This is a genomic window from Mycobacterium sp. NGS69 (assembly GCF_059812165.1).
Genome location: NZ_JCALCD010000001.1, coordinates 67,414 through 84,437, shown reverse-complemented (window position 1 = coordinate 84,437; position 17,024 = coordinate 67,414). Strand labels below are relative to the sequence as shown.

Genomic DNA, 17,024 nt, shown 5'->3' with positions numbered 1-17,024 from the left:
CGGGACGCTTCTTGCGTTACCCATCCTAGTGATCCGTCAGACAAGCAGGTGAGACCAGTGCCGACCGGCAAGGTTAAGTGGTACGACGCCGAAAAGGGGTTTGGCTTTCTGTCACAGGAGGACGGGGAGGACGTCTACGTCCGCTCGTCGGCGTTGCCCGAAGGGGTCGAGGGGCTCAAGTCGGGGCAGCGGGTGGAATTCGGCGTCGCCTCCGGCCGGCGCGGTCCGCAGGCGTTGAGCCTCAAGCTGATCGATCCCCCGCCCAGCCTTGCCAAGACGCGTCGCGAGGCCGCGCCGGTCGAGCACAAGCACAGCCCCGACGAGCTGCACGGGATGGTCGAGGACATGATCACCCTGCTGGAAGGCGCCGTGCAGCCCGAGTTGCGCAAGGGGCGATACCCGGACCGCAAGACCGCCCGTCGGGTCTCCGAGGTGGTCAAGGCGGTGGCCAGGGAGCTCGACTCCTAACCGCGCGATTGCTCGCGACGAACCGGTGCGCCGGGAAGCTACTCGGTGGTAACTTCGACATTCGTAGGTCGTGATATTCCGCCCACCAGCGGGTACTCCGGCCTCGATGTGAGTCGTTAGCGAGGAGGCGGCGATGGCACAGCAAGCGCAGGTCACCGAGGAGCAAGCGAGGGCCCTCGCCGAGGAATCCCGCGAAAGCGGTTGGGACAAACCGTCATTCGCCAAGGAGCTCTTTCTCGGTCACTTTCCGTTGGAGCTCATCCACCCGTTCCCCAAGCCGTCCGATGACGACGAGGCGCGCACCCGCGCCTTTCTCGGCAAGGTGCGCGAGTTCCTCGACACCGTCGACGGCAGCGTCATCGAGCGGGACTCGGTAATCCCCGACGAATACGTAAAGGGCCTGGCCGCGCTGGGCTGCTTCGGCATGAAGATACCCACCGAATACGGCGGCCTGGGCATGTCGCAGGTGGCCTACAACCGGGCGCTGGTGATGATCTCGTCGGTTCATCCCAGCCTCGGCGCGCTGCTGTCGGCCCACCAGTCGATCGGGGTACCCGAGCCGCTCAAACTGGCCGGGACGCCCGAACAGAAGCGGAAGTTCTTGCCACGCTGCGCCGCCGGCGCCATATCGGCGTTCCTGCTCACCGAACCGGACGTGGGCTCGGATCCGGCGCGCCTGGCGTCGACGGCGACACCGGTCGAGGACGGCAAGGCGTACGAACTCGAGGGCGTGAAGTTGTGGACCACCAACGGCGTGGTCGCCGAACTGCTGGTGGTGATGGCTCGGGTGCCCAAGAGTGAGGGGCACCGCGGCGGAATCAGCGCCTTCGTCGTCGAGGCCGATTCGCCCGGGATCACCGTGGAGCGGCGCAACAAGTTCATGGGGCTGCGCGGCATCGAGAACGGCGTCACCCGGCTGCACCGGGTGCGGGTGCCCGCCGAAAACCTGGTCGGCCGGGAAGGCGACGGTCTGAAGATCGCGCTGACCACGCTCAACGCCGGGCGGCTCTCGATTCCCGCGAGCGCGACGGGGTCGTCGAAGTGGGCGCTGAAGATAGCCCGCGAATGGTCGGGGGAGCGCGTGCAGTGGGGTAAGCCGCTCGCCAAACACGAAGCGGTCGCGAGCAAGATCTCGTTCATCGCCGCCACCACTTACGCGCTTGACGCGGTGCTGGAGCTGTCCGCTCAGATGGCCGACGAAGGGCGCAACGACATCAGGATCGAGGCGGCGCTGGCCAAGTTGTGGTCCAGCGAGATGGCCTGCCTGATCGCCGACGAACTCCTGCAGATCCGCGGTGGGCGGGGCTACGAGACCGCCGAGTCGCTGGCCGCGCGCGGGGAGCGCGCGGTGCCGGCCGAGCAGGTGGTGCGCGACCTGCGGATCAACCGCATCTTCGAGGGATCCAGCGAGATCATGCGGCTGCTCATCGCGCGCGAGGCGGTCGACGCCCACCTGACCGCGGCCGGTGACCTCGCCAAGCCCGACACCGGTTTGCGGGAAAAGGCCGCCGCGGCCGTCGGCGCGAGCGGGTTCTACGCAAAGTGGTTGCCGCAGTTGGTATTCGGTGAGGGACAGCGGCCCCGGGCGTTTAGCGAGTTCGGCCCGCTCGCGTCGCACCTGCGGTTCGTCGAACGCTCCACCCGCAAGCTGGCCCGCAACACCTTCTACGGGATGGCGCGCTGGCAGGCCAAGCTCGAGCAGCGGCAAGGATTCCTCGGGCGCGTCGTCGACATCGGCGCGGAGCTGTTCGCGATGTCCGCGGCGTGCGTGCGCGCCGAGGGGCAACGGGCGGCGGACCCGGCCGTCGGCCGGCAGGCATACGAGCTGGCCGACACGTTCTGCCAACAAGCGACCCTGCGCGTCGAGGCGTTGTTCCAGGCGTTGTGGACCAACACCGACAGCAGCGACGTGCGGCTGACCCACGACGTGCTGGACGGCCGGTACACCTGGCTCGAGGACGGGATCGTCGATCAGTCCGAGGGCACCGGACCGTGGATCGCGCACTGGGAGCCGGCCGAATCGACCGAGGCCAACCTGGCCCGCCGGTTCCAGACGGGCGCGAAGGCCGATGCGATGGGCGGCATCGCCGATTAGTTGAGGCCGGGCGAAGGGGCAGAATTGGCGTCATGGCCTCTTACGTCGCCCCCGCGGGTGAATTCACCCGGGACACCAACTACATCAACACCCGCATCACCGCCGACGGACGCGACGGCTACCCGGTGGAGCCCGGCCGGTATCGGCTCATCGTGGCCCGCGCTTGCCCGTGGGCCAACCGCGCGATCATCGTCCGGCGGTTGCTGGGCCTGGAAAGTGTTCTCTCCATTGGATTTTGCGGGCCCACCCACGACGAGCGCAGCTGGACCTTCGATCTGGACCCCGGCGGCGTGGACCCCGTGCTGAAAATCCCGCGGCTGCAGGACGCCTACTTCAAACGCTTCCCGGACTACCCCAAGGGCATCACGGTCCCGGCGATCGTCGACGTCCCGACCGGCGCGGTGGTCACCAACGATTTCGCGCAGATGACGCTGGATCTCTCCACCGAGTGGACCGCGTACCACCGCGACGGCGCGCCGCAGCTATATCCGGAGCCGCTGCGCGCCGAGATCGACGAGGTGAGCCGGAGGATCTACACCGAGATCAACAACGGTGTCTATCGTTGCGGCTTCGCCGGCTCGCAGGAGGCCTACGAGGCGGCCTACGACCGGCTGTTCACCGCGTTGGATTGGGTGACTGATCGCCTGGCCAACCAGCGATACCTGGTGGGCGACAACATCACCGAGGCCGACGTCCGGCTGTTCACCACCCTGGCCCGCTTCGACCCGGTCTACCACGGGCACTTCAAGTGCAACCGATCCAAGCTCAGCGAAATGCCGGTGCTGTGGGCCTACGCGCGCGACCTGTTCCAGACTCCGGGCTTCGGCGACACCGTCGACTTCGTCCAGATCAAGCAGCACTACTACATCGTGCACGCCGACATCAACCCGACCCGCATCGTGCCCAAGGGCCCGGACCTGGCCGGCTGGCTTGCCCCACATAGCCGGGAAACCTTGGGCGGCAGTCCTTTCGGGGATGGAACGCCCCCGGGGCCGCCGGTCGACGGCGAGCGGGTGCCGGCCGGCCACGGCGCGTAATCGTTTCTGCCGAGCGTCGAGTTGTTACGCGAAACTGCGGAGTTTTCGCGCAACAACTCGACGCTCGGCGGTCATAGTGGGCAACCGGCCGCCAACAGCGCACTTCGGGTGCGTGCAACCACGACGTGGGGTCGGCATCGGAGCAGGTCGGCGCTGACCCGGATGATCGCCCAGCCGCGTGCTTCGAGTTCCGCCAGTCGATCGATATCCCAGGTGCGGCGCACGGGATCGGTCCAATGTTGTGCGCCGTCGAATTCGACGCCGACCTTCCACTCCTCCCACCCCATGTCGATCCGTGCCAGCACCGCACCCCATTCGTTGAGCACCACGCTCTGGGTCTGGGGTCGCGGCAAACCGCCGCCGACGAGGACCAGGCGGGTCCTAGTCTCCTGCGGTGACTCCGAGCCGCCGTCGGCCAGATGCAGAACCTGCCGCAACTGGACCAACCCGCGCGCACCTCGATGGCGGTCGACGAGCAGCTCGATGTCAGCCGCCTTCAGCTCGGTCGCACGCATGAGTGCATCGAGCCGAATCACCGCCGTAGTCAAGCCCTTTCGCCTGCCCAGGTCGAATGCCGTGCGGGCGGGCGTGGTCATGCGCATCTCGTCGCGCACACATGTTTCGTCGTCGCCGAGGGTGTCGCTGTGCAAAATGATGCCGCGCGCCTTATCGCGGCTGGGCCGGTTCAGCTCGGCTGGCAGCCAGTTGTCGATCCACGCCGTGCGGTGCAACGCCGCGGCGGACAGACCTGCCACCGTAGCGGTCCGTCCAGACCACAGCCACGCGGCCACTGCCCTCGTCACGGGCGTCAACTTCTGGCCGCGCGGGATGTAGACGTCGCGATGAACCATCTCGAAATCGGTCCGCAACCGATGCCGGGTGATGACGCCGGCGGCGAGAGCGTCGGTGCCCTTGAATGGCCAGTCCAGGATTTCCATGCGCACACGGTGCCGGTCCACACTGACACGTTCGGCCCAACGTCGAGTTGTGGTGCGAAATCTGCCCGCTTTGGCGCAACAAGTCGACGCTCGGCCGGGTTAGGTCAGTCGCACTGACCATTCCGCGTGCGGGACGGCCCGAACGGTGGTGATGTCGTTGAGTTGGCCGTCGTCGACCACCAACGTCAGTAGTTGCACGACGATCCCGGTCAGCTTCCCGCGTTGCGGGTCCACCGCTGGGATGGTGACCGCCAGACGCGCTCGCGGCCGAAACACGGTCGCGGTCGTGTTGGCGGGATCCTCATAGACCTGCAGCAGCCGCCAGGGTGCCCGTGCGATGGCGTCGGGAACCGAAAGTTGCACCGGGTAGTGCTCGTTGAGCGGCAGCTCGCCCTGGGTCTGCGGCGTCTGGCAGTTGTTGAGGTTGAGCACATCGCAGTACAGGTAGGGCCCCACCCGGATCAGGTGCCCGTGCGTGTAGGCGCTGATCTCGGGTTGCTGGGGGCCCGTGCGGCGCACTAGCAGCCACGTTGTGAGTCCAGCCCCGAGGCACGCCAGTGCCACCACGACCGCGACGAGCGCGGCCACGCCGCGTTTCACTCCGGCACCGCCGCCGGCCTGCCGGCGCGCCGGCGCGTGCCCTCCTGCTCGACCATGACGGGCCGATTGCCCCCGAGGCCGGGGATCAAGGAGTCGCCGCGGAAGCTGACCAGGGTCTGGGCCAGGCCGAGGATAAGCAGGGCGCTGACGGCGGTGAAGCCGACCCACAATTCGGTGTACACCAGGACGCCGAGCGCCCCACCCAGCACCCAGGCCAGCTGCAGGGTCGATTCCGATCGCCCGAACCCCGAGGCCCGCGACTCCTCGGGTAGGTCGTGTTGCAGGGAGGCGTCCAGCGAGGCCTTCGCGATGGCGCTGGAGCCCGAGGTGACAAGGGTGGCGATCACCGTCACCATCAGGGTTCCCGCCACGGCGGCCGCCAGGGCGACGGAGCACACCGCCACCGCGCAGCGCACCACCAGCACGGCGGGCCGGCCCAGCTGCAGGCGTGCGCTGGTGAAGTTTCCGGCGAAGTTGCCGATCGCGGCCGCGGCCCCGATCATGCCCAGCATCGCCAGCTGGGCCCATCCGTTGGCCTGATGCGCCTTGGCGACGAACGCCGGGTACAAGAACAGGAAGCCGACCATCACCTTGATGGTGCAGTTACCCCACAGCGAGGTGATGATGTTGCGGCCCAACGGTTGTCGAAGTGTTCCCCCGACCCTTTTGACCTCGTCGGGCCATCGGCGCGGTTGGTCGCTGTCGCGCCGGTAGCTCAGGGTGGCCGGGACTTCACCCGCGGTCACCTCGACCCAGCGCGGGATCCGCATCGACAGGAAAGCGCCCGCGATCGTGACCGCGACAACGACGAACAGCGCGCCGGGGAGCTTGAAGAGGTGGGTGCAGACGAACTCGACGCCGCCCGCGATGGCGCCGCCGGCGATGGTGCCGCCGAGGAGTCCGAACACGGTCAGCCGGGAATTGACCCGCACCAGGTCGATGGACGGCGGCATCACCCTGGGCGTCACCGCGCTGCGCAGCACGCTGAACGACTTCGACAGCACCATCATCGCCAGCGCGCACGGATAGAGCACCATCGACGGGAAGCTGCCGGTGGCACCGTCGTAGTTCATGATCAGCAGCACCGCCAGCAGGGTGCGCAGTGCGAACGACAGCGCCAGTGCGACGCGCCGGCCGTGCTGCAGGCGGTCCAGCGCGGGGCCGATCAGCGGCGCGATCACCGCGAACGGCGCGATCGTAATCAACAGGTACAGAGCCACTTTGGACTTGCTCTCCCCGCTGGCCGCGGCGAAGAACAGGGTGTTGGCCAGCGCGACGGCCATCGCCGAGTCGACCGCGAAGTTGGCGACCACCGGCCACGTCAGCGCGGTCAGGCCCGACTTGTCGGCGCCGTCGGCGGTGGCGGCCCGCTGCACCATCCAGTACATGCGGGACCCCATTTCGCGGCTGCGCATCGCGGCCGCGCGGGTAACGGTGATGCGTTCGCTGGCGGCGGCACCCCGTGGGGGCGGACCGCTGGTGCGGTCCGGCTCGGACTGCTCGCCCAGCGGCGGGAGGTAGCGGTTCGCGCTCGGCATCGGCGGCGGCCGACGCGACCGGCGATCGTCGGAGCCGTCGGCCGGGTAGTTGGCCATGCCGGGATGCTGGTGGGCCGAACCCTTGGCGTCGGGGCGAGGCCGGCGCCCCGGGTTAGAGGCCACCCGGCCCCGAGCATCACGCCGGCGTCCAGACACAGGTCAATTCTGTCCTATGCCGGCAGGCAACAGGGCGTGGCTCGCCAACCTAGTATGGAGACGCACTGTAGTCCGATCGACAGTAGAGAGGGGGCAGCGTGACCGGACCCACTGAAGAGTCAGTGGAGCCCGCCGCGACGAGCGTGGCCGAGTGGCCCGACGAGTTGGCGGCGCTGCTCTCCGGTGCGGCTGACCAGGCCAGGGCCGCTGTCGAGGAGTTCGCCGGCCTCGAGGCCGTCGGGGACTATCTGGGCGTCAGCTTCGAGGACCCGAACGCCGCGACCCACCGGTTCCTGGCGCATTTGCCCGGCTACCAGGGCTGGCAGTGGGCGGCCGTCGTCGCCGCCTACCGCGGAGCGGACCACGCCACGATCAGCGAAGTCGCGCTGATCCCGGGTCCGACGGCGTTGCTGGCCCCGGAATGGGTGCCCTGGGAGGAGCGGGTGCGACCGGGGGATCTGGGACCCGGCGACCTGCTGGCGCCCGCGGCGGACGATCCTCGATTGGTCCCGGGCTACGCCGCCAGCGGTGATCCGCAGGTCGACGAGACCGCCGCCGAGGTCGGGTTGGGCCGGCGCTGGGTGATGGGTCCCGTGGGCCGCGCCGAGGCGGCCGAGCGATGGCACACCGGCGACTACGGTCCCGATTCGGCGATGGCGCGTTCGACCAAGCGGGTGTGCCGCGACTGCGGCTTTTTCCTGCCGCTGTCCGGAGCACTGGGTGCGATGTTCGGGGTGTGCGGCAACGAGCTGTCCGCCGACGGGCACATTGTCGACAAGCAGTACGGCTGCGGCGCCCATTCGGACACCCCGGCCCCGGCCGGCGCCGGCTCGCCCATGTACGACCCCTACGACGACGGCGTGCTCGACGTGGCGGAGAACCCGCCGCCGGCCCAGGCCGAGGCGGTGGAGGCGGTGGAGTCGCCGCTCGAAGCGCCGGAGTCCCCGCCGGAAGAGCCGGAGTCCCCGCTCGAGCCCGTCGAACCGGAGGCCTAGCCTTCCTCGGCGGCGGCCTTGATCCGCGCCAGCGAGGTGTTCATTCCCTCGAGCAACTCGCGCTCGAAGTTCGCGGTGCCGCCCATGAGCGCGTTGACCGACAGGTTCGAGAACGCGGTGACGCCGTTCTCGGCGTGGCGGCTCTCCACCACGCGGGTGCCCTCACCGTTGGGCTCGAGTTCGTAGCTCCAAACTGTGTGGTTGGTGTTGACCCGGAACGCCAGCTTCTTCTCAGGAACCACCTCGACCACCGTGCTCGTGGTGGGCCAGAACATGCGGTTGCGGCGGTTGAGGTTGACCGTGCGGGTGCCGGGGCGAACCGGGCCGATGGGCCGCATCCAGCGACACTGGGGACTCCACTGCGGCATCCTCCGGAAGTCGGAGATCAGGGCCCAGACCTTCGAGGCCGGCGCGTCGATGTCGATTTGTGCTTGCAGTAGCGGGGCGACCATTGCTTCTCCCGGTTCGGCGAATTTACTTGCGGTCCAGGTAGGTTTCGAGGCCGGTCTGTGCGCCGCGTGCGCCGCGGCGCGCGGCGGCGAGCTGCAACACGAAGATGCTGGTGCCGATCAGCGAGACGCCCAGCCCGCCCAGCGTCACCGGGCGCCAACTCTGAAGGGCGGGCACGACGAACGCGAGGACGGCGCCGATCAGCCAACCCGCGAAGCCGACCGCGATGACGGGCCACACCTGGAGCAGCGCGGCCGGCAGCGGCGGTGCCTCGCGGCCCTGGCCGGGTTCGACAGTCATCGCGATCAACATAGCCCGCGCGAGCAAAGGACCAAAGTCCGTCGTTGGCCGTTTCGTGTCCCGTGCTTCTTGCGTTGCGTGTACCCTCGCGCCATGCCTGACAGCGATGCGCGGCTGGCCAGCGACTTGTCGCTGGCGGTCATGCGGCTGGCCCGCCAACTGCGGTTCCGCAATCCATCGTCGCCGGTGTCGCTGTCTCAGCTGTCGGCGCTGGCCACGCTGGCCAACGAGGGCGCGATGACCCCCGGCGCGTTGGCGATTCGCGAGCGCGTCCGGCCGCCGTCGATGACCCGGGTGATCGCTTCGCTGGCCGAGATGGGTCTGGTCGATCGCACCCCGCACCCCGTCGATGGCCGCCAGGTGCTGGTCTCGGTGTCCGAGGCCGGCGCGGAGCTGGTCAAGGCGAACCGTCGGGCCCGGCAGGAGTGGTTGGCAAAGCGGCTGGCGACCCTGGACGTCGAGCAACGCGACACCCTGCGCGAGGCCGCCGACATGATGTTGGCCCTCGTCGACGAAGGCCCGTGACCGACGGCCCGGACGTTCAGGACGTCACCGATCCCGACGACCCCCGCCTCGACGATTTCCGCAACCTGAACAGTGTCGATCGCCGTCCCGATCTGCCGACCGGCAAAGGGCTGGTGATCGCCGAAGGCGTGCTGGTGGTACAGCGCATGCTGGCGTCGCGATTCACCCCGCACGCCCTGCTGGGCACCGAACGCAGGCTGGCCGAACTCGCGGACGATCTGGCCGGCGCCGCGGCACCGTACTACCGGGCCTCGGCCGAGGTGATGGCCAAAGTGGTCGGCTTCCACCTGAATCGCGGCGTGCTCGCGGCCGCGCGCCGGGTGCCGGAGCCCAGCGTCGTGGAGGTGGTGGAGAGCGCCCGCACCGTCGCGGTGCTCGAGGGCGTCAACGACCACGAGAACCTCGGCTCGATCTTTCGCAACGCCGCGGGGCTGGGCGTGGACGCGGTGGTGTTCGGCGCCGGCTGCGCGGACCCGCTGTACCGCCGCGCCGTGCGGGTGTCCATGGGCCACGCCCTGCTGGTGCCGTATGCGCGAGCCTTCGAGTGGCCCAACGACCTTATGTTGTTGAAAGAGAGCGGATTTCGGCTGCTGGCCATGACCCCGCAGCGCGAGGCCTCCGCGCTGGCCGAGGCGATGGCCGCGATGGTCGACGAACGCGTCGCGGTGGTGGCGGGCGCCGAGGGGCCGGGGCTGACGAGGGCCACCCTGCGGCTCAGCGACGTGTGGGTCCGCATCCCGATGTCGCGGGGTACCGACTCGCTCAACGTCGCGACGGCGGCGGCCCTGGCCTTCTACGAGCGGGCTAGGCTCACATGGTGAGCGACGAGTCCGTCCCCTGGGCAACGGGTTTGACTGTGTCCGCGTTCGTCGCCGCCGTGACCGGGATCGCCATCGTCGTGCTCAGTCTGGGGCTGATCCGGGTGCATCCGCTGTTGGCGGTCGGCCTGAATGCGGTGGCGGCGGGGGGTTTGGCGCCGACGCTGTGGGGATGGCGGCGCACCTTGGTGCTGCGCTGGTTTGTGCTCGGCGCGGCGGTGGGTGTGGCGGGCGCCTGGGTGACGCTGCTGGCGCTGACGGTTTCGGGCTAGCGGGCGCTGCTCGGGCGTCGAGTGTGAATCGTGGGCCTTGTGTGTGAGCCCTGGGCGCAAAAATCGGCCAAATCCCGCCGCCACTTCATACCGAAAGCCCTGAGCGCACAGTCAAAGCGCTGAATGCACTTCGGTCCCCCCATACCGGCTAGCGGTGGCCGCCTGAGCGCACCCCGAGCAGCACGTCTTCCCAGGCCGGGATGACCGGCTTGCCACGCCGGGTGTGCACCGGCTGTTCGGGCGGGGCAGGCGGCGCCGGCTTCGGCTCTTCTTCGCGATCGATGGGGGCCACCCGCGCGAGCGGCCGCAGGGGGCGCTCGAAGGTCGGGTCGATCAGCTCGCTGGCCGAGTCGTCGGTCGCCGTGACCGTGCCGCCGTGCGCGCCGGGGGTGAAGCAGAAGTGCGCGATGTTGTCGGTGCGGCCGGCCTTCCAGGCGAGCTGCACGGTCCAGCGGCTGTCCTCGTTGCGCCAGGCGTCCCAGCTGAGCCGGTCGGGTTCGAGGCCGCGCGCCACCAGCGCGGTGCTGATCGTCTCCAGCAGCGTCAGTACCGACGGCCCGTCGGCGAGCATCGGGTGCGCGGCCGTTGCCAGCTCCGCGGCGCGGGCGCGTTCCAGCAACACCGGGTGTGCGAACCGGCGCACGCGCACGATATCCGAGCCGGAGGCGGCGGCCACCTGCTCGACGGACGCGCCGGCGCGGATCCTGGCCTGAATCTCCTTGGGGCTCAGCATGTTGGTGACTTGTATGTCGAGCGGCGGCTGCTCGAGCGGTGGCGCCTCGCCGCGCAGGGCGGCCCGGAGCCTGTCGTCGGCCGCCAGCTTGAAACGGTCTGCGGGGTCATCACCCTCACAGATGATGTATTTGCCGTCGTCGTCGAGACCAACCACTTTGAGTACCCGCATGGCTTCTCCTCGCAGGCTCCGTCCCGTTGCGCAACGGACCCGTCAGGTGCGCACTCTAATGCAGCTAACCCCTGTAACCCGCTCTGACACGCTGGCGGGTTGCCGGCCGATGACAGTCCGGTTAAAGCCGCTCGACCACCCAGTCCACGCACCGGGTCAGGGCGCTGACGTCCTCGGGGTCGACCGCAGGGAACATCGCGACCCGCAACTGGTTGCGGCCCAGCTTGCGGTAGGGCTCGGTGTCGACGATCCCGTTCGCCCGCAAAGTCTTGGCGACGGCCGCGGCGTCGACGTCGTCGGCGAGGTCGATCGTGCCCACCACCTGGGAGCGCAACGCGGGGTCGGCGACGAACGGCGTGGTGTACGGCCGCTCCTCCGCCCAGGAGTACAACCGCTGCGACGAGTCCGCCGTCCGCTTGACCGCCCAGTCGAGCCCGCCGTTGCCCAGCATCCAGTCCAGCTGTTCGGCCATCAGCGCCAGGGTGCCGATCGCCGGGGTGTTGTACGTCTGGTTCTTCAGGCTGTTCTCCACCGCGATGGGCAGCGACAGGAAGTCGGGCACCCAGCGGCCGGACGCGGCGATCGACTCGACGCGCGCCAGCGCGGCGGGGCTCATGATGGCCAGCCACAGCCCGCCGTCGCTGGCGAAGTTTTTCTGCGGCGAGAAGTAGTAGACGTCGGCCTGGGTGATGTCGACCGGCAGACCGCCGGCGCCCGAGGTCGCGTCGATGAGGATCAGCGCGTCGTCCGCGTCGGCGGGGCGGCGGACCGCGACCGCGACCCCGGTCGAGGTCTCGTTGTGTGCCCATCCGATCGCGTCGACCGACGGGTCGCTCTGCGGCTCGGGGGCGCTGCCGGCGTCCGACTTGATGATGATGGGGTCGCCGACGAACGGGTTCTTGGCGACGCAGGAGGCGAACTTCGAGCTGAACTCGCCGAATGACAGGTGCAGCGAGCGCTTGTCGATCAGCCCGAAGGCGGCGGCGTCCCAGAACGCCGTCGCGCCGCCGTTGCCCAGGATGACCTCGTAGCCGTCCGGCACCGAGAAGAGCTCTCTGACCCCGGACCGGACCCGGCCCACCAGATCTTTGACGGGCGCTTGCCGGTGCGACGTCCCGAACAGGGGCGCTGCGGTGGTGGTCAACGCCTTCAGTTGTTCGGGCCGGACCTTCGAGGGACCGGACCCGAAGCGGCCGTCGCGGGGTTTGATGTCGGAGGGGATCTCGAGCTGGTCAGCCATGTCAGCCAGCCTAGTGAGCCGCCGGGGGCGCCAATGTCGTGGGCCGAGCTAGCCCGGGTGGGACCGCGCGAGATGTGAGCCACGCCACACCACCCGCGTGACCACCGGTCAGCCCACAGCGCGTTCGGGCGGTCTAGAAAATACCCGGTACCTGCGGTACTGTCTGGACATTGCACGTCCGAATGTAAACCTCGGCGGGGAGGCTTGGAATGGACAGGACGCGAACGGTCCGGCGTTGGCGGCGCAACATGGAAGTCCGCGACGACGCCGAGTACGTGAACATGCTTGCCACACTGTCCGAGGGGTCGGTGCGGCGTAACTTCAACCCGTATACCGACATCGACTGGGAATCACCGGAATTCGCCGTCACCGAGAACGATCCCCGGTGGATTTTGCCGTCGACCGACCCGCTGGGGCGTCATCCCTGGTATCAGGCGCAGTCCGAGGAGCGCAAGATCAAGATCGGCATGTGGCGCCAGGCCAACGTCGCAAAGGTCGGCCTGCACTTCGAGTCGATCCTGATCCGCGGACTGATGAACTACACGTTCTGGGTGCCCAACGGGTCGCCGGAATACCGGTATTGCCTGCACGAATCGGTCGAAGAATGCAACCACACCATGATGTTCCAGGAGATGGTGAATCGCGTCGGCGCCGACGTTCCGGGCATGCCCCGGATGCTGCGCTGGGTCTCCCCGCTGGTGCCGCTGGTCGCCGGCCCGCTGCCGGTCGCGTTCTTCATCGGGGTGCTGGCCGGTGAGGAGCCCATCGACCACACGCAGAAAAACGTTCTGCGCGAAGGCAAGTCGCTGCACCCGATCATGGAGCGGGTGATGGCCATTCACGTCGCCGAGGAGGCCCGGCACATCTCGTTCGCGCACGAATTCCTGCGTAAGCGGCTGCCGGAGTTGACCAAGCGCCAGCGCTTTTGGACGGCGTTGTACCTGCCGTTGACGATGCGGGTGCTGTGCCAGGCGATCACGGTGCCGCCCAAGTCGTTCTGGCGGGAGTTCGACATCCCGCGCGAGGTGAAGAAGGAACTCTTCTTCCGGTCGCCGGAATCGCGAAAGTGGTTGAGCGACATGTTCGCCGACGTCCGGATGCTCGCCCACGACACCGGTCTGATGGAAGCGCGTTCCGCGCGGCTGATGTGGCGGCTCTGCAAGATCAACGGCAAGCCGTCGCGCTACCGCAGCGAGCCGCAGCGCCGGCACCTGGCCACCGCGCCGGCCGCGTAGGACTTTTCGGAGTCATATGCCGCACGTTATTACCCAGTCGTGCTGCAACGACGGGTCCTGTGTTTTCGCGTGCCCGGTGAATTGCATTCACCCCACGCCGGACGAGCCGGGCTTCGCGACGTCGGAGATGCTCTACATCGACCCGGTGGCCTGCGTGGACTGTGGTGCCTGCGTGAGCGCGTGCCCGGTCGGCGCGATCGCGCCCGACACCCGGCTGGAGCCCAAGCAGCTGCCCTTCGTCGAGATCAACGCCTCCTTTTATCCCGAGCGGCCCGCCGGTGTGAAGCTGCCGCCGACCTCGAAGCTGGCCCCGGTGATCCCGGCCGCCGAGGTGCGCGCGCGCCGGCGGCCGTTGACCGTGGCCATCGTGGGATCCGGCCCGGCCGCGATGTACGCCGCCGACGAACTGCTCACCCAGCACGGCGTGCGGGTCAACGTCTTCGAGAAGCTGCCCGCGCCCTACGGATTGGTGCGCGCCGGCGTGGCGCCGGACCACCAGAACACCAAGAGGGTCACGCGGCTGTTCGACCGGGTGTCCGGCCACCGCCACTTCCGGTTCTACCTCAACGTCGAGGTCGGCGAGCACCTCAGCCACGCCGATCTGTTGGCCCACCATCACGCCGTGCTGTACGCGGTGGGCGCGCCCGACGATCGCAGGCTGGACATCGACGGCATGGGCCTGCCGGGGACCGGTACCGCCACCGAGTTGGTCGCGTGGATCAACGGGCATCCCGACTTCACCGATCTGCCAGTCGATCTCGGTCACGAACGCGCGGTGATCATCGGCAACGGCAATGTCGCCCTCGATGTGGCCCGGGTGCTGACGGCGGATCCCGAGGACCTCGCCCGCACCGACATCTCCGACCACGCGCTCGAGGCGCTTCGCCGCTCGGCCGTGCGGGAGGTGGTGATCGCCGCCCGCCGCGGCCCCGCCCATTCGGCGTTCACCCTGCCCGAATTGATCGGGCTGACCGGCGCCTCCGAGGTCGTGCTCGACGCCGCGGACCATCAGCGGGTGGCGAGCGATCTGGCGGACGTTTCGGATGCGCTGACCAAGACCAAGCTGGAGATCCTGAGCAAGCTGGGTGACGGTTCGGCGCCGCTGTCGCGACCGCGAATCCGGCTGGCCTATCAGCTCACGCCCGAGCGCGTGCTGGGCGAGCGGCGCGCGGCCGGCGTGGAGTTCTCCGTCACCGGTACCGAGGAGGCACGCCGGCTCGAGGCGGGCCTGGTGCTGACGTCGATCGGCTACCGCGGCAAGGCGATTCGCGATCTCCCGTTCGACGAGTCGGCGGCCGTGGTGCCCAACGAGGACGGTCGAGTCGTCGACCCCGGCTCCGGCCGGCCGGTGCCCGGCGCATACGTGGCGGGCTGGATCAAGCGCGGACCGACGGGGTTCATCGGCACCAACAAGTCGTGCTCGGTTCAAACCGTCCACGCCCTGGTGGCCGATTTCAACGCCGGCCGACTCACCGATCCGGTGGCCAAGCCGGAGGCGCTGGGCAGGCTCGTGCGCGCGCGCCGGCCCGCCGTCGTCGATTCCGCGGGATGGCGCGCGATCGACGCCGCGGAGATCGAGCGCGGCGGCCACGACGGGCGGCCACGCAACAAGTTCACCGCCGTCGCCGACATGCTTGCCGCGGCGGCCAGCGCACCGCCGGCGCCGCCGCTGCGACGCCGGCTGGTGGAGCGGTTGCGCGGTTAGCCGGCGCCCTGCCCGGCCATCGCCGCCTGGATCTCCTCGATGCTGACCTCACGCACCGGCTGTCCCAGCGACCAGTGGTGGCCGAAGGGGTCGGCGACCACGCCGTAGCGGTCCCCCCAGAACTGGTCGGTCAACGGGGCCACCACCGTGGCGCCCGCGTCCAGCGCCCGCTGGAACTTGGCGTCGACGTCGGTGACCGTCAGGTGAATGGTGACCGGGGTGCCGCCCAGCGACTTGGGCGTCATCGACTTGCCGCCACAGGTTTCCGGGAAGTCGTCGTTGAGCATCACCGTAAAGCCGTTGATGCGCAGCGCGGCGTGGATCAGCCTGCCATCGGGACCGGGCACGCGGCCAAGCTCCTCGGCGCCAAAAGCCTTGACGTAGAAGTCGATCGCCGCGGCGGCGTTATCAACCACGAGGTGCGGGGACAGTGCGGGTTCGACGTTGATCGCCATGGTGTTCTCCTTGTTGTCGGTCTCGGATGCCTGCCCAGGCGCGGGCCGGCTCACGGTTACTGACTCGGCTCGCGACCCAAACTCATCGCGGCCGGGACCATTCAACCGCCGGGCACCGACAACTAATCGACCGTGCGGAATCAGGCGTGGGTGAGGACCCGGTCCCAGCCCTCGACTTGTTCCGGGGTGCGCGGGCCCGGTCCCACATAGATGGCCGACGGGCGGACCAGCTTGCCGAGCCGCTTCTGCTCGAGGATGTGGGCGCACCACCCCGCGGTGCGTCCACAGGTGAACATCGCCGGCATCATGTTGGCCGGCACGCGGGCGAAGTCCAGGATGACGGCGGCCCAGAACTCGACGTTGGTCTCGATGGCCCGGTCCGGACGCCGCTCCCGCAGTTCGGCCAGCGCGGCCTGCTCCAGCGCGACCGCGACCTCGTGTCGCGGGGCGCCGAGCCGCTCCGCGGCCGCCCGCAGCACGCGGGCCCGGGGGTCCTCGGCGCGGTAAACGCGGTGGCCGAAGCCCATCAACTTGTCGCCGCGATCCAGGATCGACTTGACCAGGCCGCGGGCGTCGCCGGTGCGCTCGACCTCCTCGAGCATCGGCAGCACCCGAGCCGGCGCGCCACCATGCAGCGGGCCGCTCATCGCCCCGATCGCGCCCGACAGCGACGCCGCGACGTCGGCGCCGGTCGAGGCGATCACGCGCGCGGTGAACGTCGAGGCGTTCATGCCGTGCTCGGCGGCCGACACCCAGTAGGCGTCGATGGCCTCGACGTGCCGCGGATCCGGCTCGCCCTGCCATCGGGTCATGAATCGGGCTGTGACGGTGGGGCATTCATCGATGACTCGCTGCGGAACGGCCGGCTGATAGATGCCGCGCGCCGACTGCGCGACGTAGGACAGGGCCATCACCGAGGCCCGGGCCAGCTGGTCGCGGGCGGTGGCGTCGTCGGTATCCAGCAGCGGCTTGTAGCCCCAGATGGGGGCCAGCATCGCCAGGCCCGCCTGCACGTCGACCCGCACGTCGCCGGTGTGGATGGGCAGCGGGAACGGTTCGGCGGGCGGCAGCCCGTGGCCGAACTTTCCGTCGACCAGCAACGCCCAGACGTCGCCGAAGGTGACCTGCTGAGTGACCAGATCTTCGATGTCGACGCCGCGGTAGCGCAGCGCGCCGCCGTCTTTATCCGGTTCGGCAATTTCGGTGGTGAAGGCCACCACGCCTTCCAGGCCGGGGACAAAGTTTTCGGGGACAACAGTCATGGGAGAAATTCTTGCACCCCCCGTCCCGGCG

18 protein-coding genes are annotated in these 17,024 nt (G+C 68.9%); 9 read left to right on the top strand and 9 right to left on the bottom strand.

Annotated features, from left to right (window positions below; translation table 11 throughout):
* Positions 1–57: 57 nt before the first annotated feature.
* From AC5Y2S_RS00430 to AC5Y2S_RS00420, 3 genes are all read left to right on the top strand, one after another.
* A complete protein-coding gene (locus tag AC5Y2S_RS00430) occupies positions 58–468 on the top strand; it encodes a cold-shock protein (RefSeq protein ID WP_499882927.1) in 411 nt (136 codons plus the stop codon).
* A gap of 133 nt (positions 469–601) precedes the next feature.
* Positions 602–2,563 carry an acyl-CoA dehydrogenase family protein gene (locus tag AC5Y2S_RS00425; RefSeq protein ID WP_499953117.1) on the top strand — a complete coding sequence of 654 codons (1,962 nt, stop codon included), beginning with the start codon at positions 602–604 and terminating at the stop codon, positions 2,561–2,563.
* Positions 2,564–2,595: 32 nt separating this feature from the next.
* Positions 2,596–3,600, top strand: coding sequence for a glutathione S-transferase family protein (locus tag AC5Y2S_RS00420; protein WP_499953115.1), 1,005 nt, complete (start codon positions 2,596–2,598; stop codon positions 3,598–3,600).
* 71 nt (positions 3,601–3,671) lie between these two features.
* Here the strand turns inward: AC5Y2S_RS00420 and AC5Y2S_RS00415 are convergent, their stop codons facing one another.
* From AC5Y2S_RS00415 to AC5Y2S_RS00405, 3 genes are all read right to left on the bottom strand, one after another.
* Complete coding sequence (locus tag AC5Y2S_RS00415) at positions 3,672–4,538, bottom strand: endonuclease domain-containing protein (RefSeq protein ID WP_499953113.1); 867 nt, start codon at positions 4,536–4,538, stop codon at positions 3,672–3,674.
* Positions 4,539–4,637: 99 nt separating this feature from the next.
* Positions 4,638–5,138 carry a DUF2771 domain-containing protein gene (locus tag AC5Y2S_RS00410; protein WP_499953111.1) on the bottom strand — a complete coding sequence of 167 codons (501 nt, stop codon included), beginning with the start codon at positions 5,136–5,138 and terminating at the stop codon, positions 4,638–4,640.
* Positions 5,135–6,799 carry an MFS transporter gene (locus AC5Y2S_RS00405; RefSeq protein WP_499953109.1) on the bottom strand — a complete coding sequence of 555 codons (1,665 nt, stop codon included), beginning with the start codon at positions 6,797–6,799 and terminating at the stop codon, positions 5,135–5,137. The genes AC5Y2S_RS00410 and AC5Y2S_RS00405 overlap by 4 nt, the downstream gene beginning before the upstream one ends.
* Positions 6,800–6,930: 131 nt before the next feature.
* Here AC5Y2S_RS00405 and AC5Y2S_RS00400 point away from each other — a divergent pair, with 131 nt between their 5' ends.
* Positions 6,931–7,827, top strand: coding sequence for a DUF3027 domain-containing protein (locus AC5Y2S_RS00400; RefSeq protein WP_499953107.1), 897 nt, complete (start codon positions 6,931–6,933; stop codon positions 7,825–7,827).
* On the opposite strand, the gene AC5Y2S_RS00395 is transcribed toward AC5Y2S_RS00400, so the two are convergent.
* Together AC5Y2S_RS00395 and AC5Y2S_RS00390 are read right to left on the bottom strand one after the other, a co-directional pair.
* Entirely contained in the window at positions 7,824–8,279 is a 456-nt protein-coding gene (locus tag AC5Y2S_RS00395) for an SRPBCC family protein (protein ID WP_499953105.1), read from the bottom strand. The two genes, AC5Y2S_RS00400 and AC5Y2S_RS00395, sit on opposite strands and share 4 nt — an antisense overlap.
* 22 nt (positions 8,280–8,301) lie before the next feature.
* Complete coding sequence (locus AC5Y2S_RS00390; RefSeq protein ID WP_499953103.1) at positions 8,302–8,577, bottom strand: DUF2530 domain-containing protein; 276 nt, start codon at positions 8,575–8,577, stop codon at positions 8,302–8,304.
* A 93-nt stretch (positions 8,578–8,670) separates the two neighbouring features.
* On the opposite strand from AC5Y2S_RS00390, the gene AC5Y2S_RS00385 reads away from it, so the two are divergent.
* The 3 genes from AC5Y2S_RS00385 to AC5Y2S_RS00375 are packed head-to-tail and all read left to right on the top strand — an operon-like array spanning position 8,671 to position 10,192.
* Positions 8,671–9,102 (top strand): Rv0880 family HTH-type transcriptional regulator, encoded by a 432-nt coding sequence (locus AC5Y2S_RS00385; RefSeq protein ID WP_499882196.1) that lies wholly within the window; start codon positions 8,671–8,673, stop codon positions 9,100–9,102.
* On the top strand, positions 9,099–9,923 hold the full coding sequence (locus AC5Y2S_RS00380) for a TrmH family RNA methyltransferase (protein ID WP_499953101.1): 825 nt from the start codon (positions 9,099–9,101) through the stop codon (positions 9,921–9,923). The genes AC5Y2S_RS00385 and AC5Y2S_RS00380 overlap by 4 nt, the downstream gene beginning before the upstream one ends.
* A complete protein-coding gene (locus tag AC5Y2S_RS00375; protein ID WP_499953100.1) occupies positions 9,917–10,192 on the top strand; it encodes a DUF2537 domain-containing protein in 276 nt (91 codons plus the stop codon). The genes AC5Y2S_RS00380 and AC5Y2S_RS00375 overlap by 7 nt, the downstream gene beginning before the upstream one ends.
* Before the next feature lie 148 nt (positions 10,193–10,340).
* On the opposite strand, the gene sepH is transcribed toward AC5Y2S_RS00375, so the two are convergent.
* On the bottom strand, positions 10,341–11,096 hold the full coding sequence (sepH, locus tag AC5Y2S_RS00370; RefSeq protein WP_499953098.1) for a septation protein SepH: 756 nt from the start codon (positions 11,094–11,096) through the stop codon (positions 10,341–10,343).
* A 121-nt stretch (positions 11,097–11,217) separates the two neighbouring features.
* Entirely contained in the window at positions 11,218–12,336 is a 1,119-nt protein-coding gene (serC, locus tag AC5Y2S_RS00365; RefSeq protein WP_499953096.1) for a phosphoserine transaminase, read from the bottom strand.
* Between the two features lie 209 nt (positions 12,337–12,545).
* Here serC and AC5Y2S_RS00360 point away from each other — a divergent pair, with 209 nt between their 5' ends.
* On the top strand, positions 12,546–13,571 hold the full coding sequence (locus AC5Y2S_RS00360) for an AurF N-oxygenase family protein (RefSeq protein ID WP_499953094.1): 1,026 nt from the start codon (positions 12,546–12,548) through the stop codon (positions 13,569–13,571).
* Between the two features lie 16 nt (positions 13,572–13,587).
* Positions 13,588–15,276: an FAD-dependent oxidoreductase gene (locus tag AC5Y2S_RS00355; protein ID WP_499953093.1), complete on the top strand. Its 1,689-nt coding sequence runs from the start codon at positions 13,588–13,590 to the stop codon at positions 15,274–15,276.
* Here AC5Y2S_RS00355 and AC5Y2S_RS00350 read toward each other — a convergent pair.
* A complete protein-coding gene (locus AC5Y2S_RS00350; RefSeq protein ID WP_499953091.1) occupies positions 15,273–15,731 on the bottom strand; it encodes a VOC family protein in 459 nt (152 codons plus the stop codon). The two genes, AC5Y2S_RS00355 and AC5Y2S_RS00350, sit on opposite strands and share 4 nt — an antisense overlap.
* A 140-nt stretch (positions 15,732–15,871) precedes the next feature.
* Complete coding sequence (locus tag AC5Y2S_RS00345; protein ID WP_499903500.1) at positions 15,872–16,993, bottom strand: citrate synthase 2; 1,122 nt, start codon at positions 16,991–16,993, stop codon at positions 15,872–15,874.
* Positions 16,994–17,024: the final 31 nt, after the last annotated feature.

Coding starts and splice junctions, on each gene's coding strand:
- AC5Y2S_RS00390 (WP_499953103.1), bottom strand. CDS start 8,577: ATGACTGTCGAACCCGGCCAGGGCCGCGAGGCACCGCCGCTGCCGGCC.
- AC5Y2S_RS00355 (WP_499953093.1), top strand. CDS start 13,588: ATGCCGCACGTTATTACCCAGTCGTGCTGCAACGACGGGTCCTGTGTT.
- AC5Y2S_RS00350 (WP_499953091.1), bottom strand. CDS start 15,731: ATGGCGATCAACGTCGAACCCGCACTGTCCCCGCACCTCGTGGTTGAT.
- AC5Y2S_RS00425 (WP_499953117.1), top strand. CDS start 602: ATGGCACAGCAAGCGCAGGTCACCGAGGAGCAAGCGAGGGCCCTCGCC.
- sepH (WP_499953098.1), bottom strand. CDS start 11,096: ATGCGGGTACTCAAAGTGGTTGGTCTCGACGACGACGGCAAATACATC.
- AC5Y2S_RS00415 (WP_499953113.1), bottom strand. CDS start 4,538: ATGGAAATCCTGGACTGGCCATTCAAGGGCACCGACGCTCTCGCCGCC.
- serC (WP_499953096.1), bottom strand. CDS start 12,336: ATGGCTGACCAGCTCGAGATCCCCTCCGACATCAAACCCCGCGACGGC.
- AC5Y2S_RS00375 (WP_499953100.1), top strand. CDS start 9,917: ATGGTGAGCGACGAGTCCGTCCCCTGGGCAACGGGTTTGACTGTGTCC.
- AC5Y2S_RS00360 (WP_499953094.1), top strand. CDS start 12,546: ATGGACAGGACGCGAACGGTCCGGCGTTGGCGGCGCAACATGGAAGTC.
- AC5Y2S_RS00345 (WP_499903500.1), bottom strand. CDS start 16,993: ATGACTGTTGTCCCCGAAAACTTTGTCCCCGGCCTGGAAGGCGTGGTG.
- AC5Y2S_RS00385 (WP_499882196.1), top strand. CDS start 8,671: ATGCCTGACAGCGATGCGCGGCTGGCCAGCGACTTGTCGCTGGCGGTC.
- AC5Y2S_RS00420 (WP_499953115.1), top strand. CDS start 2,596: ATGGCCTCTTACGTCGCCCCCGCGGGTGAATTCACCCGGGACACCAAC.
- AC5Y2S_RS00395 (WP_499953105.1), bottom strand. CDS start 8,279: ATGGTCGCCCCGCTACTGCAAGCACAAATCGACATCGACGCGCCGGCC.